The 15251-nt window shown below is 65.0% G+C and carries 10 protein-coding genes; 4 read left to right on the top strand and 6 right to left on the bottom strand.

All coding sequences use genetic code 11. The annotated features are described in order from the left end of the window. Positions 1-87: 87 nt before the first annotated feature. The gene (locus tag FHW78_RS11395; protein WP_183640298.1) at positions 88-2967 is read right to left on the bottom strand and encodes a pitrilysin family protein; all 2880 of its coding nucleotides are present in this window, start codon (positions 2965-2967) and stop codon (positions 88-90) included. A gap of 114 nt (positions 2968-3081) precedes the next feature. Here FHW78_RS11395 and FHW78_RS11390 point away from each other — a divergent pair, with 114 nt between their 5' ends. From FHW78_RS11390 to trmL, 3 genes are all read left to right on the top strand, one after another. Further along, positions 3082-3786, top strand: a complete 705-nt coding sequence (locus tag FHW78_RS11390) for an SDR family oxidoreductase (RefSeq protein WP_183640296.1) — start codon at positions 3082-3084, stop codon at positions 3784-3786. Positions 3787-4206: 420 nt separating this feature from the next. Next, on the top strand, positions 4207-4599 hold the full coding sequence (locus tag FHW78_RS11385) for a hypothetical protein (protein WP_183640293.1): 393 nt from the start codon (positions 4207-4209) through the stop codon (positions 4597-4599). 329 nt (positions 4600-4928) lie between these two features. After that, positions 4929-5405 (top strand): tRNA (uridine(34)/cytosine(34)/5-carboxymethylaminomethyluridine(34)-2'-O)-methyltransferase TrmL, encoded by a 477-nt coding sequence (trmL, locus tag FHW78_RS11380; RefSeq protein WP_183640291.1) that lies wholly within the window; start codon positions 4929-4931, stop codon positions 5403-5405. Between the two features lie 9 nt (positions 5406-5414). Here the strand turns inward: trmL and FHW78_RS11375 are convergent, their stop codons facing one another. Genes FHW78_RS11375 through FHW78_RS11355 form a run of 5 tightly spaced genes read right to left on the bottom strand, consistent with a single transcriptional unit; the run spans position 5415 to position 13480 of the window. Continuing rightward, a complete protein-coding gene (locus tag FHW78_RS11375) occupies positions 5415-6695 on the bottom strand; it encodes an FAD-dependent oxidoreductase (protein WP_183640281.1) in 1281 nt (426 codons plus the stop codon). Further along, complete coding sequence (locus tag FHW78_RS11370) at positions 6692-7402, bottom strand: M15 family metallopeptidase (protein WP_183641369.1); 711 nt, start codon at positions 7400-7402, stop codon at positions 6692-6694. Before FHW78_RS11370 ends, FHW78_RS11375 begins: the two co-directional genes overlap by 4 nt. A gap of 4 nt (positions 7403-7406) precedes the next feature. Beyond that, the gene (locus FHW78_RS11365; RefSeq protein WP_183640278.1) at positions 7407-8981 is read right to left on the bottom strand and encodes a serine hydrolase; all 1575 of its coding nucleotides are present in this window, start codon (positions 8979-8981) and stop codon (positions 7407-7409) included. Between the two features lie 44 nt (positions 8982-9025). Beyond that, complete coding sequence (locus tag FHW78_RS11360) at positions 9026-12007, bottom strand: TonB-dependent receptor (RefSeq protein ID WP_183640276.1); 2982 nt, start codon at positions 12005-12007, stop codon at positions 9026-9028. Between the two features lie 42 nt (positions 12008-12049). Beyond that, positions 12050-13480, bottom strand: a complete 1431-nt coding sequence (locus FHW78_RS11355; RefSeq protein WP_183640274.1) for a transglutaminase-like domain-containing protein — start codon at positions 13478-13480, stop codon at positions 12050-12052. Between the two features lie 376 nt (positions 13481-13856). Between FHW78_RS11355 and FHW78_RS11350 the strand changes: the two genes are divergently transcribed. Further along, positions 13857-15251 (top strand): SH3 domain-containing protein, encoded by a 1395-nt coding sequence (locus FHW78_RS11350; protein ID WP_255443200.1) that lies wholly within the window; start codon positions 13857-13859, stop codon positions 15249-15251.

Here is a 15251-nt window from a genome sequence, read left to right as displayed (position 1 = left end):
GGTGGCTTCCGCCGCACGGGCGGCGGAAGCGTGCGGAACATCCTGCAACCACGCGCCCCTCCCCAGAAGGAAGGGGCGCGAAGGAGCTTACTTCCCGGCGGCTATCACCGGCTTGCCATCGGCATCGAGCACGGTGACCTCGCCGATCTCCAGATCCCGGATCGGCTGCTGGATCTTGGCCAGATCGCCGACCACCACGTAGGTCAGCGCGTTGGGTTCCAGGGTCTTCGCCGCCGCGGTCACGTCCTTGGAGGTGATCGCCTCGTTGCGCGCCTTGTAGGTCAGGATGTAGTCGTCCGGACGGCCGTAGCGCAGGTTGCTGGTCACCTGGCCCATCACCGCGGCCGCGGTTTCATAGGCACCCGGCAGCTCCAGCGTGTTGCTGGCGCGGATCTTGGTGACTTCGGCGTCGGAGGCCGGCGCCTCGCCGGTGGCGAAACGGGTGATCTCGGCCTTCAGTTCCTTCACCGAATCCACGGTCTTGTCGCTCTGCACCGCCGCCTGCGCGAACCACGGACGCTGGCCCAGGGTGTTGGTGGCGCCGCTGTAGGAACCATAAGCCCAGTGCTTGTCCTCGCGCAGGTTCATGTTGAGGCGCGAGCTGAACTGGCCGCCGAGCACGCCGTTGGCGAAGTCGAAATCGATCGTGCCCTTGTCGCCGGTCGGCGGAATCAACTGGCCGACATAGATGTTGGACTGGATCGCGCCGGGCTGGTCGATCAGGAACACGCGCGGCGCGCCCGGCTTGGCCACGGTCGGCACCGCCGGCAGCGCCGGCGCGTTGGGCGCGGTCTTCCAGTCACCCAGGCGGGCTTCCAGCAGCGGCACGATCTGGGCCAGGGTGGTGTCGCCCACCACGATCACGCGGGCCTTGTCCGGCTGCAGCCAGTCGCGCTGGAACGCGACCAGATCATCGCGGGTCAGCGACGCGATCGATGCCTCGGTGCCGCTGCCGGTGAACGGAATCGCGTACGGATGTCCCTGGCCGTACAGCAACGGCGGCATCACCCGCAGCGCGGCGGTCTGCGGACGCGCCTTCTCCTGCTTGATGCCGGCGATCCAGGTCGCGCGCACCCGCTCGAGTTCGCCCGCGTCGAAGGTCGGACGGCGCAGCACGTCGGCCAGCAGATCCAGCGATTCGGGCAGCTTGTCGCTCAGCGCCGACAGGCCGACCGAGGCGCTGTCCAGGCCGGCGCCGGTGGTCAACTCGGCGCCCAGCGCCTCCTTGCGTGCGGCGAACTGCAGCGCGCTGTAGTCGCCCGCCCCCTCGTCCAGCATCTGCATGGTGAAGCTGGCGGTGCCGAGCTTCTTGCCCACGTCCGCGGTGTAGCCGCCGGGGAACTGCACCGACAGTTGCACAACCGGTGTTTCATGGCGCTCGGCCAGCACGACTTCCATGCCGTTGGACAGCTTGGCGCGGTGCAGGGCCGGGAACTTCAGATCCGGGAACGAAGTGGTCTTGGGCACGCCCTGGCTGCGGTCGACGTCGGTCTTGACCGTCTTGAACTTCGGATCCACCGCCGGGATTTCCGCCGGCCGGGTCGCCGGTGCGGCCAGCACGGTTTCCGGCAGCGAGGACAGCGGCTTGTCGCTGGGCTGCACCACCAGCGTGTGCGAACCCGCGCCCAGCCACTTGCGCGCGGCGGCCTGGATGCTGGCCGGGGTGGCCTTCATCAATTCATCGAGTTCGTCGCGGTAGCAATCCGGCTTGCCCTGGTAGACCGTGCAGGAGGCCAGCACGTCGGACTTGCCGCCGAATCCGCCGATGCGCTCGATGCCGCGCACGAAACCGGCGCGGCTGTAGGTGCGCGCCTGCTCGACTTCGGCGGCGGTCGGGCCTTCGCTGATCAGGCGCTGGATTTCCTCGTCCAGCACCTTCTCGACCTTGGCCGGATCCACGCCATCCTTGACGGTGGCGCTGACGATGAAGGTACCGGCAATCTCGCTCATCCACGGCGAGGTGCTGACCTGGTCGGCGATCTTGTCGCCATGCACCAGCCGGGCGTCCAGGCGCGAGGAAGCGCTGCCGCCGAGGATCTGCGAGAACAGCTCCAGCTGGGTCGCGTCCGGCGTGCCCATTTCGGCGACCGGCCAGGCGCGATAGATGCGTACCTGCGGCACGCGATCGGGCACCGTCTCGCGGGTGTCCTGCGCGCGCTTGGGAATGTTGGACTTCATGTCGGCCAGCGTCGCGCTGGCCGGAATGTCGCCAAAGTAGCGGGTGACCTTTTCCTTGGCGGTCTTCAGGTCGATGTCGCCGGCCAGCACCAGCACCGCGTTGTTCGGGCCGTACCAGCTGCGGAACCAGGTCTTCACGTCGTCCAGGGTGGCGGCGTCCAGATCCGCCATCGAGCCGATGGTCTGCCAGCTGTAGGGATGGCCCGGCGGATACAGGGCCTCGAAGATCTTGGTGTAGATGCGGCGACCGTAGGGCTGGTTCTCGCCCTGGCGCTTCTCGTTCTGGACCACGCCCCGCTGCTCGTCCAGCGCCTTCTGGTCGATCGCGCCGAGCAGGTGGCCCATGCGGTCCGATTCCATCCACAGCGCCATGTCGAGCGCGGTGGTCGGCACGTTCTGGAAGTAGTTGGTGCGGTCCTGGTTGGTGGTGCCGTTCTGATCGGTGGCGCCGACCAGCTCGAAGGGCTCGAAGAACTCGCCCTTGTGGTTCTCGCTGCCCTGGAACATCAGGTGTTCGAACAGGTGGGCGAAGCCGGTGCGGCCGGGCTGCTCGTTCTTGCTGCCGACGTGGTACCAGACGTTGACCGCGACGATCGGCGCCTTGCGATCGGTGTGCACGATCACCCGCAGGCCGTTGGGCAGGGTGAACTCCTCGTAGGGGATGACGATGTCGGTGCCGGCCGGTTTGGCCTGGGCCAGGGCGGGGACCGGCGCGTAGGCCAGGCCGCCAAGAGCGGTGCCGAGGGCGACGGCAAGCAGCGCGGCGCGCGGCCGACGGGATGCGATCATCGTGTGACTCCTTGTATACAGGTACGGGATTCCCCAAGAACCCCGGATGCTAACCCGGTCGCGGGGGCCATACACTAGGCCTCATGGCACGTGCCCCTCAAAGCGAGGTGTCTCATGGATCGTCGCCACTGCCTGGTCACCGGCGCCAATCGCGGGCTGGGGCTGGAGTTCGTCCGCCAGTTGCTGGCCCGCGGCGACCATGTCATCGCCGCCTGCCGCCATCCCGGCAAGGCCAATGCGCTCAACCTGCTGGCCGGGGAGCACCCCGGCCGCCTGCAGGTACTGCCGCTGGATCTGGCCGAGCCGCGCACGCATGCCGCACTCGCCAACGAAATCGCCCTGGTGACCGACGAGCAGCCGCTGGATCTGCTGATCAACAATGCCGGCGTCCTGCGTGGCGGCGAGCGCTTCGGCCAGGTCCATGCTTCGGATCTGGAAACCAGCTTCCGCACCAATGCCGCCGGCCCGTTCCTGCTGACCCAGACGTTGGCCCCGCAATTGGCCGACGGCGCGATCGTGGCCAACATTTCCTCGGAAGTCGGTTCCATCGCGCTGCGGCAGGAATTCCGCACGCCCAGCTACGCGATGGGCAAGGCCGCGCAGAACATGGCGACCTCGCTGCTGGCCCAGGCGCTGGCGGCGCGGGGCATCACGGTGGTCGCGCTGCACCCGGGCTGGGTCCGCACCGACATGGGCGGTGCGCAGGCCGCGCTTTCCGCGCAGGAATCGGTCGCCGGCCTGCTGCACGTGATCCATCAACTGTCGCCCGGGCAATCCGGCGGCTTCTTCGACTGGCAGGGCCAGCCGCTGCCCTGGTGAAGGTGCCCTGATGAATGTGCCCGGGTGAACCTGTGCCAACGGAACCGGCCCCAGCGCAACCGTTTCCGCCTAAACGGCATCCAAACCAGCAAGTCCCGGAAATGACCGGATGACGGTGGGAAGGGCGTGTTGGAGGTCACATCCCGCCGCCAGGCACGTCCTGATAACCAGAAAACGGACGGCGCCACCCGGACACTGGCCGGACACGGACACGAAGAAAGAAACGGATTTCCTTTTGAATCAATAATTTGCAGTTGGCACGAGTCCTGCTTTACTTCAACTGCGAACAGCAGCAACCCAAGCAATCCTGACTAAACGCTGAACAAAGGAACGACAAACACAAGTTCCGCTTGATCTGTCTGATTAGGTGTACTACCTTACTACCACACCACCCCACAACATCACTACAGAGGCAAAACAATGAACACCAAGACCCTGCTCCCGCTGACCGCCGCCGCCGTGTTCGCGCTGTGTGCCGGTTCCATGGTCCTGTCGGCCAACAGCTACGCCGACAACAACCTCCAGGCGCAGTCCGCCACTCCGGCCAGCACCCACGTGGTCGACCTGCCGGCCGTGACCGTCAAGCCCGAAGCCGCCGACCTGGCGCACTACCTGACCTACAAGGATGCGAAGGTGGTGAACCTGCCGGCCGTGACCGTGACGCCTGATGCGCGCGACCTGGCGTACTACCTGGCCACCCAGACCGCCAGCATCGTCGACATGCCGACCATCACCGTGCGCCCGTCGGCGGAAGATCTGCAGCAGTTCGCCGTGCAGGCGGGTGTACTGGCCCAGCAGCTGGCCGCGCGCTGATTACCGGATTGATTCACGCAACCGCTTCAAGCTTCCACCTGCCTCATCGCTCCATCCTCCGGTAAAGCGCGTTCCAGCCGCTGCAGTACCCGCACTTCCGCCGCGCACCGTCCCGCGACGCGCGCGCAGGCCGCACCACCGAAGCCGTCGATTCCCGTTGAATCCGGCCACGAAGATTTCCGCGATCCACCGGTCGCCAGGACAAGGAAGCCGCATCCCGCGATGCGGCTTCCCTCCAAAGCATGACAGGCACCCACCGGATCGCGGCCGGCTCCCTTCCGCTCGCCGCATCCATGGGAACCTTCCGGTCCGGCCCGTAGAATCCGCGCATGACTGCGCTTTCCCTCGATGTTCTGCTCTACCAGCCGGAAATTCCTCCCAACACCGGCAATGTCATCCGCCTGTGCGCCAACACCGGTGCGCGACTGCACCTGATCCGGCCGCTGGGTTTCGATCTGGACGATCGGCAGTTGCGCCGCGCCGGCCTGGATTACCACGAATACGCCAACCTGCAGGTCCACGATTCGCTCGACGCCGCATTGGCCGCGCTCGCGCCGGCGCGACTGTTCGCATTGAGCACCCGCGGCACGGTCCGGTTCGACCAGCCCCGCTATCAGCCGGGCGACGCGTTCCTGTTCGGTCCGGAGACCCGCGGACTGCCGCAGGACGTGTTGGACGGGCTACCGGCCGAACACCGCCTGCGCCTGCCGATGCGTCCGGACAACCGCAGCCTGAATCTGTCCAACACGGTCGCGGTAATGGTGTTCGAAGCCTGGCGCCAGCAGGGATTTACGGGCGGTGCCTGATTCGGTGATTCAATGGCGCGCGTACGATCCGAAACGCGCCAGGCGGTAGGGCGCCAGCGCAATCGCATTCGCCTCGCCCGTCATCATCCGCGCCATCAATTGGCCGCTGATCGGTCCCTGGGTCAATCCCAGGTGGCCGTGTCCGGTGGCGATGAAGATGCGCTCGTCATCCACGCGGTCCAGGATGGGCAGCGAATCCGGCGTGCAGGGCCGCAGTCCGGACCAATCCGAGGTGGGTTCTCCGACCAATGCCGGAAACAACCGACGCGCCTGCGGCGCCAGGCCGTGGATCAGGGCCGGGCGAGACGGACGCCCCGGCGCGGTCATCTCCTTGAATCCGGTAACCCGCACGCCAGAGCGCATCGGCGACACCACCATGTAGCGTTCCGCCCACAGCGTGGGGCGGCGCACGCCCCCATCCTGTCGCGGATAGGTGGCGTGGTAACCGCGCGCGGCCGCCAATGGCAGGCGCAAGCCGAACGTCTGCAGCAGCGTCCCGCTCCACGCGCCGGCAGCGACCACGACCTGATCGGCATGGAGGTCACCGCCCGAGGTACGCACGCGGTAGCCCGCGCCTTCCCGCTCGATGGCCCGTGCGCTGGCGATCAGGATGTCGGCACCGCGGGCGCTCAGCCAGTTGAACAATCGGCGACAGAACTCGCCTGGCTCGCGCACGAACAGCGAATCGCGTTGCTGGACACCATGGCGCACGAAATCGGCCAGGCCCGGTTCGAGCGCACGCAGTTGCGCGGCGTCCAGCACATCGAACGCGACACCGTGCCGCTGCATGTGGGCACGCCCGCCGGCGGCGCGCTCGAACGTCGCATCCTCGCTGTAGACATGCAGGTAACCCGTATGGCCGACCAGATCCGTCGCACCGATGGCTTCGGCCAGATCCAGCCACGCGCCACGCGCGCCCTGGTTGAGTGCCTGGGTCGCGTCGATGATCGCCGGCAGTTGTTGCGCGCGGCCCGCCCGCAGGAACCGCCATAGCCAGCCGGCGTAGTGTGGCCACGCACCCGCGTCGAGCTTGAAGGGCGCCAGCGGATCGCCCAGCCCGCGCAGCGCCGGCCCAAGCATGCCGGGCATCGATTGCGGCATCAGGTTGCCGACCGATACCGCACCGGCGTTGCCGTGGGAGGCATCGCCCGCCGGTCCGCGCGGATCGATGAGCAGGCAGGACAGGCCGCGGCGCTGCAACTGGAATGCCACCGACAGGCCAACGATGCCGCACCCGATCACCGCGACGTCGATGACGCGCGGCGGGGGCCGCCAGGAATCGGAACTCATTGCACCGGTATGTCGTAGGCGGTGGTGGGCGTGGGTTCCGGCTGGAAGGTGTAGTGCCACCATTCCAGCGGGTAATTGCGGAAACCGCGCCGCTCCATTGCCGCACGCAGGCGCTGGCGGTTGGCTTTCTGCTCACCATCGATGCGCGGGTCGTCGGTGTTGGCCAGGGTATCGAAGCGATCGAATCCGGTCCCCATGTCCAGCAACTCGCAGCGCGCGCGCTCGCATCTTTCCAGGCCCAGATCCACCGTGGCGCCGCGGCTGTGGCCGGAACTCTCGGCGATGTAGCCATCCAGCAGCTTCGACTTGTCCAGGTTCGGATAGAAGCGCGCCTTGGTGCGCTGATCCGCCGGATCCCGCGCCCAGCGCACGAAATCCTTCACCGCGCGCACCGGCCTGTAGCAATCGAACAGGCGCAGGCGATAGCCGTCGGCGGCCAGATCCGTCGCCACCTGTTGCAGCGCTTCGGCCGCCGGCCGCAGCAGATAGCACTTCGGCGCCTGGTAACCGTCCACGGTCCGGCCAACGAAGTTGTCGTCACCTGCATAGCGGATTTCCAGGGTCGCCAGCGGGATCCGCTCGCCCACGTCGACCAGATCGACCTGGTCGAAGCGCGTCGCCGTCGACACCGTCACCTCGCCGGCCCGGGCGGAAGCCACGCCCGCGATCACCAGCAGGCCCACACACAACGACTTGCCGAGACGCATCATGTCAATCGCATCCGCCGGTCCGCTGGAAATCCAGGTCCGCATAGTCATAGCTGAAATCGGCGTCGGGATCGACGTGGGACAGGGTCATGCGTGGCGGCGTCCCCGCCGTGGCCGGATGAAACGCCAGCCAGGGCTCGGCGTCGACGCTGTCATCGTCCCAGTCCACCAGCCAACGGTCACCGACCTTCATCACCCGGCCCGCCAGCATCGGCGAACGCGCCGACTGGAATCTCACACCGTCGTCCTTCATGCACAGGGCTACTTCGCCGAACCACGGATCACGGTATCGCCCCGTCTGTCCCGCCAGTTCCGTTCCGGTCGCGGGTCGACGCGCGGAGGTGTCCGGTTTGCGTTTCTGCGCCGGTATCGCCGCGTCCTCGCGCGCGATGGCCTCGGCGTAGTGGGCCACCGACACCTTCTGCGTGGGTGCGGTGTAGTGCTTGGTCAATACTTCGCCCAACACGGAGCGGGCGTCCTCGCCTTCGCCATTGATCAGGATGACGATGCCGACTTTCCTGTCCGGCAGCAGGATGACCGAGGAATACATGCCGGCCAGCGTGCCGGTGTGCGCGACCTTCCAGACGCCGTCGACATCGGACAGGCGCCAGCCATAGCCGTAGGCGGAGAAGTGGCTGTTGTCCCACTCGCGCATCCGCGCGGAAACCGGCATCGGCATGTGCGCCGTCCACACCGCGCGGCGCTGTTCGGCGCTGAGCCAAGCCGGTTGTCGTTCCGGCGACAGCCACGTGCGCATCCAGGTCAGCATGTCGTTGAGGCTGCAGCGGATGCCGCCGGCGGCCATCGAGGTGATGTCGGGAACGATGGCGCCGTCTTCGCGAATCGGCACATTGCCCGCGGCGGTGCGCATATGCGGCTGGGCGACGTTGCCAACCTTTTCGCGGTTCCACTCGCCAACCTGGCAGCGGGTCATTCCCAGTGGTTCGAAAAGCTCCTTCCGCACCAGAACGTCATAAGGCGCACCGCCCGCGGCCGCCGCCACCTCGCCAGCGACCACGTACAGCAGGTTGTCGTAGGCATAATGCGAACGGAAGCCGTGGGTCGGCTTGAGATGTTGCAGCCCGGCGATGATGTCCTGGCGGGTGAAGTCATTGGGCTCCGGCCACAGCATCAAATCCCCGGCGCCAAGACCCAGGCCGCTGTTGTGGATCAGCAGATCCCGCACCTGCATGTTCCGCGTCACCCACGGATCGTTCATGCGGAACTGCGGCAGGTACTTGGTGACCGGATCGTTCCATTCCAGCTTTCCCTGATCGACCAGCCGGGCCAGCACGGCGGCGGTCATGGCCTTGCTGTTGGACGCGATCTTGAAGAGGGTGTCGGGGTTGACGTGCTGGCCAGTACCCACGGCCAGTTCGCCTTCGGTGCGCTGGTAGACGACCTCGCCGTCTTCGATTATCGCCACTGCCATGCCAGGCAACGCATAGCGCGCATAGGTGTCCGAAAAGGCATGCTCGAACAGGTCGGAAGCCTTCGTGGTCGAACACAAGAAAAGGCCCGCCAGCACCAGGTAGGGAAGCGAGCGAAGCTTCCGGTTGTGAGATGGGAATATGGCCATCGGGCTGCGGCCGGCCCGCGATCGCGGGCCGGCCGGCTCCTTCGTCAGTAGCTCAGCGAAACGGTCAACTGGCCATAGCGAGGAGATTGCAGGAAGCGTTCCTTGCCGAAGAAAGGATCCCGATCGCCAATGCCGGGTTCGAGCTCTTGGTAGACCCAAATCGGCTGCTGCTTGTTGAATACATTGAAAAACGCCAGCTTAGCCTTGAACTTGGCTGCTCCGAAAGATCGTTCGTAGGCTACGTTTGCTCCCACATCGAATGTCCACGGCATGCGGCCCGCTCCACCACGCGGCGAATACTGGTAGACCCGGTCCTGCGACACCTCCGAATCACAATTCGCCACACAGATGTAGTAGCTGTGATAGGGGGTGGCGTCATACGGATTTCCCACACCGAATGCGGTGATTGGACCACCGGAACGGGCATCCAGAGTAGCGCCTACCTGCCAGTAGTCATTCAATGCGTAGACACCACGCAGTTTGATCTGGTGGCGATGATCATTGGCCAATGGTCCGTAGCCTCCAAAGTTCACCCAGGGATCATCAAAGTTTTCGGTACGACCGGTATCACCGAAGTTGGTGTCTGTGTTGACCGGCCCTTCTGCATTGCCCTGGCTCCAGGACATGGTGTACGACGCATTGAACGCCCACTTGCCATCCCACGCCCGATCGAACTGCAGCTCGAGTGCCTTATAGGTGCGCTTGGGTTCCACCCAGCCGCGCTGGCCGAGGTAGTTGCCATCCGCATCGTACATGGCCCAGCCTTCACGCTTGGTATCCACCGTCACCCAACCATCGGCGTCGCCGTCACAGTTGGTATCTCCCCAGACGGTGACTTCCTTGCCGGGGTTCGCCATTACCCAACCGATGTAGCCATCTCCGCCGCACGCACCCGTCGCGGAGATCTCCATATCGTCGATGGCGTTGTTGAGGCGACGATACACACCGCGCAAGGCCCAGGACCAGGTTTCGCTGATCTGCTGCTGGAAACCCATGATCAGTTCGTCCTGGTACACCTGATCCATGTCACGGTCGACTTCTGCACGGAGATCGCCCACGGTGCCGTTGCCCTGTCCGTCATAGAAGCCAAACTGCGGGCCGAGGATCGGAACCGCGTACTGGCTGCCGCCCTGATCGCGGATTTCCCACCCATCGAAGCCATAATAAGTGCGCGCATCCAGCAATGCTCCCGCCTGCTTGATGTTGATCACATTGGCAACCGGCAGGAAGTAGCGTCCGACATTGCCGAACAACTTGGTCGTCCCATCCCCCTTGACGTCGAACGAGAAGCCGAACCGCGGCGCCCACATGTTGTCCATCTTAATGTAACTGCGCCCTTCCGCGTCCTTGTTGTCGAAGGCTTCATTGCGGATTCCGAGATTCAGCATCAGGCGATCAGTGACCTGCCAGTTGTCCTCCAGATAGAACGCGGTATTGATGGTCTCGAAATTACCGGACACCGAATACTGGCGCGTGCGGACGTAGGCTGTATAGCCTGGCGGAACGACACCACCACCAGAGTTCGGAATGGTTGCCCCCGGCGTGGTGGTGTAGACGTTGTATTGAAGCCCACCGGGGCCGGGATAGTACTGATCGAGTTCGGAAACATTCTCCTCCCGGTCATATCCGAAGCGCAGCAGGTGATCACCCAGTTGCCATTCGAAGTCGGCGCGCATCTGCTTGCGGGTATCTTCGCGGTCATAGACCGAGGAGTTGGTGGTACACCCCACCGGCACGCCTGGATTCGGCACCCCTCCCGCCCGGGTCACGTAATTGCACGAGGCATCCAATGGCGACCCCTGCTTGCTTTGCCGCTCATTGCGGCCATACATCAGCTTCATCGAGAGGTCGTCTGTCAGGGAGGAAGACCAGGTCGCGGCCCAGTTGCGGCCACCGGTCTCCTCATAGATCTCGTTTATCTTTTCTCCCTTTCCATTCCCGTCGAAGTCGTAGTCATAGACCTCGCTGTCGACCCGATTCTGGTTGGAGAATGCCATCAGACTCAGTCGGTTCCGGTCGGTGATCTGCCAGTCGATGGTCGTACCCCAGAAACCGTCGTTGCCATCGCCTTCCGTGAGAGTGGCGCCGGCATCATCCGTGTTGACGGGTTCCTGCTTGCGGCCCTCGTACATGGCGAAGAAGAACAGGCGATCTTGGATGATGGGTCCCGATGCCCACACGTTGAGCTTGGTGGAATCAGACTTGTCGCGGCTGCGTGTCAGGTAGCGTTCGCCGTCAAAGTAACTGTCGCGTGCCGACGCCTGCCACTGTTCCGGCGTCCATACCAATTCCGCTCCATAATGGAACTCGTTGCCGCCAGACTTGGCTACCGCATTGACGACACCACCGGTGGTCCGGCCGAACTCTACGGAATAGCCCCCCGTCTTGACCTCGAACTGGTCGTAGAACGAGAACGGCGCTTCGGAGAATCCCACGCGATTGTAGAAATCGGTGACGTTCAGGCCGTTGACGTAGAAGGCGTTCTCCGCGACCGAGGACCCGCCGAATGAAATACCGCCAAAACCGGCATTGCCCTTGCCCACGCCCGGCGCGAGCAATGCCACCGACGCAACATCGCGGTCCACTGGCAGGCGGGACAACTCCTCCGCGCTGATATTCAGTGCGGACTCGGTCGATCGGACGTCCACGGGCGTGATGATGCGCGATCCAACCACCTGCACGGCAGCCATGTCGATGGCGCCTTCGTTATTCAGGTTGATGGTCGTCGCACTGCCCAGGTTGACGGAGATTTGCACGGGCTCCCCAACCGGCCGCCCGCCGCGGACGACCTGCAGAGAGTAATTTCCCACCGGCAATTGGGCGAGGCGATATTCACCGTTTTCGCCTGCAGTGACCGTTCGTGTCAGGCCGGTCGCGGTGTTGGTCACCGTGATCTGATCCCCGGCCGTGGTGCGGCCCACCACCGAACCATTCACGGCCTGCGCCATCACCATCGGCGCCATCGACGCGATGCACGTGCCCAGCGCGATACACAGCGCTGCTTTCTTCAAGGTCTTGCCATTCATCCCCGCTCTCTCCTGCTAGGTGTTGAAGTGATCCCGCCCGGTTTACTGGTCACTGCCCGCGATGGGCAGCATGGTCCATTCGAACTGGTAGTCCCATTGATCGAAATAGAGGTTGCCTCCGCGCCACTCGGCCTCGCCACGCTGCGAATCCACCGTTTCCGAGCGGAAATGCTGCTTGGCTGGCACCAGCGGCTGCGAGAAGTCGTTGTTGAAGCTGATGCGGTAAGCGTCCAGGCCGCCGAAGTAGAAGTCGCGCAGACCCGCGTCGTCGCTCTGCAACGCGCCGGTGGTGACGTCCATCGGTACCCAGCCATAGGGCGCCAGGTACATCCAGCCCCAGTCATGCATGTTGTCGTAGCCGACCTCCTCGTCCGAGTAGGTCCAGCCCGACTGCCAGCGCGCGGGGATGCCGTTGTAGCGCAGCAGCGTCATCAGCAGCAGGGTCTGCTGGCCGCAGTCGGCGTGATCCGAATGCAGGGCGTAGTCGCTGATGTTGGAAATGGTCGAGTATTCGCGCGCGCCACCCCAGGGAATCCGGTCCACCGCGTCGAACAGCTTCCTGGCGATGCGGTAGGGGTTCTTCTCGTCGCCCACCACCTGCGCCGAGAAGCGCTTGATGTCGTCCGTGAATACGATGTGCGGCCCGCGCTCGCCCAGGTAGGGCGCGAGTTCCGGTGTCGCGGCGGTCGCCACGACCTTTTCCGGATCGAGATCGAAGTGGCGCGCGTGGATGGTCAGTTCATAGCTGATGGAGAACCGCGTCGGCTGCCCGGCCCGTGCGGTCTGCTCCATATAGACGGAACGTTGCGGCGTGCCTTCGGGCGCGATCCGCGATTTCTCCGGCGTGCTGCCGATGAAACGGATGTGTTCCTGCTGTCCCGCAATCGCCTGCGGATAAGGAATCCAGGCGCGCACCGTTTCGCCGGCCGGAACGGCATCCGGTTTCACCACCAGTGATTGGGTGACCCGCAAGCGGCGCGGCGCGATGCTGTTGGCACCGGTGGCGCGTGCCTGTTCCAGCGCCTCGCGATGATGCGGGTGCAGGCGTTCGAAGGGGCCCTCGGAGAACGGCTTGACCGGCGGCGCGCGACGCGCGGCGACGTCCGGATACAGGCGGAACAGGTTCGACACCGAGCGGCTGAAGTAGCGCTTCTCGCCGTCGATGGTGAGCCGCTCGATCCGGTTGGCCTGATCCCAGTTGGCGAATTCCTCCGGCTTCAGATCCGGAATCTGCTTGCGCAGCTGTGCCAGTACATCCGCTTCGGTGAGCCGGAAATCCAGCCGGATCCGGCGCATGCGCTCGCGTTCGTATTGCAGCGCGTCACGCTGTTCATCGTCCAGGCCGGGCTGGGCGAGCGCACGCGCGATGGCCTGTTCGGCCTCGGCGAAACGGCCCGCATCCACCTGGGCGACGATGGCCGGTGGCGCCGGCGGCGGCAATTCGCCGGCAACGCTGGACGCGACGAGGGCCATCAGGAGTAATATCGGCCATGCAGTCGCACGCACGCGCACGGAACGCCCGGCACTCCGGTGCTCCCTTCGAATGGAACGGTTTCGCTGGCCCCCGCTGGCGTCCACGTCGATCACTTGCCCCTCAGCCGACTGGTCACCGTTGTGTAACACGACCGGAGAACCCGGTCAATAATTTATTCTTGAATCTTTCAGAAAAAGAAGTAAATATTCCTCGGAATCGACCCGGTCGTTTGCCGTCCGTGCAACACCAGGCCGTCGCATCCGTTCCGAGGGGAGGCAAATGAAACAAGACACCGGTGGTCCGGCCCGGCGACATGCCGCGCCAACATTCGCCTCGCGGGTTGCGCACCCGGCCTCCGGAATGCGGGGCCGTCGCATGCCTGGCCTGCTCCTTTCCGCCCTGTTGGTCCTGCCGACGGGCGGATTGCTGGCCCGCGAACCGGCACCCGCGCTGCCGGTCCCCTCGCACGCCGTCATTGGAGTGGAGGACCGGCACCTGGATCCGGAGTACTGGATCGACAAGCTCGCGCAGCCGGATCGCGTCGTCCTGGAGCCGCGGGCGATCGCCGCCCAGAACGAGCGCCTGCACGAGCTGGACCGCTCGGTCCACGACATCGAGGGATTGCCGGCGCATCTCAGCGCCGAGGAATTGCGCGAATGGGTGGGCAAGCTGTCCAGCCCGCCCACCCGAACGCTGTATGACGCGAAGGGACAGCCGGTCGACAAGGCCGCGCTTGACGCCATCGTCGCCAATGCCGCGCTCGACTCGGTGCCGGCGCGGACCGACGTGCGCTACGCGCTGGTGGTCAGGCGCGCCGACCTGCGTACCTTCCCGACCCGGCTGCGGGTCTTCCGCGAGCCGGGCGACACGGACATCGATCGCTTCCAGGAAAGCGCGCTGTTCCCGGGCACGCCGGTGGTGGTCCTGCACGAAAGCCGCGATCGCCAGTGGTCGTTCGTGATCAGCCCGCTGTATGCGGCCTGGATTGAAAACGCCTACCTGGCCGAAGGCGCGCGCGAACAGGTGTTCGGCTACGCCCATCGCACGCCGACGCTGATCGTCACCGGTCCGACGGTGCATACGGTGCATACGCCGGAACAACCCGGCGTGTCCGAACTGCAACTGGACATGGGCGTGCGCGTGCCGCTGTTGAGCGACTGGCCGGCCGACAAGCCGGTGAATGGCCAGCATCCGTACACGTCCTGGGTCATCCAGCTGCCGGTGCGCGGCACGGACGGCAGACTGGAGCTGGTCCCGGCGCTGCTGCCGAAGAACGCCGACGTCGGCACCGAGTACCTTCCACTTACCCCGGCGCGACTGTTGCGGCAGGGTTTCAAGTTCCTCGGCGAACGCTACGGCTGGGGCCACTCCTACAACACCCGCGACTGCAGCGGCTTCGTGTCCGAGGTCTACCGCAGCTTCGGGGTGGAACTGCCGCGCAACACCAGCGACCAGGGCGTGAGCCCGGCGCTCAACCGCATCGCCTTCACCGACAAGGATGATCGCGAAGCACGCATGAAGGTCATCCGCGATCTGCAGGTGGGCGATCTGATCTACATCCCCGGCCACGTGATGATGGTGATCGGCAAGGAGAACGGCCAGACCTACCTGATCCACGACACCACCGGCATCACCTACAAGGATGGCCGCGGCCAGCTGGTCCGCGCCTCGCTCAACGCCGTGTCGGTGACTCCGCTGGAGCCACTGCTGGCCGGTGGTGACAAGACCTTCATCGATCGCATCTACAGCATCCAGAGAATCCGCCCCTAA

The organism is Pseudoxanthomonas sp. OG2, assembly GCF_014192765.1.
Lineage (GTDB): Bacteria > Pseudomonadota > Gammaproteobacteria > Xanthomonadales > Xanthomonadaceae > Pseudoxanthomonas_A > Pseudoxanthomonas_A beigongshangi.
The sequence above is the reverse complement of the archived record's forward strand: the minus strand, read 5'-3'. Positions and strand labels throughout refer to the sequence as shown.

Bases quoted from the DNA above. Each gene is read 5' to 3' on its own strand.
- FHW78_RS11395 (WP_183640298.1), bottom strand. From the start codon at position 2,967: ATGATCGCATCCCGTCGGCCGCGCGCCGCGCTGCTTGCCGTCGCCCTC.
- FHW78_RS11390 (WP_183640296.1), top strand. From the start codon at position 3,082: ATGGATCGTCGCCACTGCCTGGTCACCGGCGCCAATCGCGGGCTGGGG.
- FHW78_RS11385 (WP_183640293.1), top strand. From the start codon at position 4,207: ATGAACACCAAGACCCTGCTCCCGCTGACCGCCGCCGCCGTGTTCGCG.
- trmL (WP_183640291.1), top strand. From the start codon at position 4,929: ATGACTGCGCTTTCCCTCGATGTTCTGCTCTACCAGCCGGAAATTCCT.
- FHW78_RS11375 (WP_183640281.1), bottom strand. From the start codon at position 6,695: ATGAGTTCCGATTCCTGGCGGCCCCCGCCGCGCGTCATCGACGTCGCG.
- FHW78_RS11370 (WP_183641369.1), bottom strand. From the start codon at position 7,402: ATGCGTCTCGGCAAGTCGTTGTGTGTGGGCCTGCTGGTGATCGCGGGC.
- FHW78_RS11365 (WP_183640278.1), bottom strand. From the start codon at position 8,981: ATGGCCATATTCCCATCTCACAACCGGAAGCTTCGCTCGCTTCCCTAC.
- FHW78_RS11360 (WP_183640276.1), bottom strand. From the start codon at position 12,007: ATGAATGGCAAGACCTTGAAGAAAGCAGCGCTGTGTATCGCGCTGGGC.
- FHW78_RS11355 (WP_183640274.1), bottom strand. From the start codon at position 13,480: ATGGCCCTCGTCGCGTCCAGCGTTGCCGGCGAATTGCCGCCGCCGGCG.
- FHW78_RS11350 (WP_255443200.1), top strand. From the start codon at position 13,857: ATGCCTGGCCTGCTCCTTTCCGCCCTGTTGGTCCTGCCGACGGGCGGA.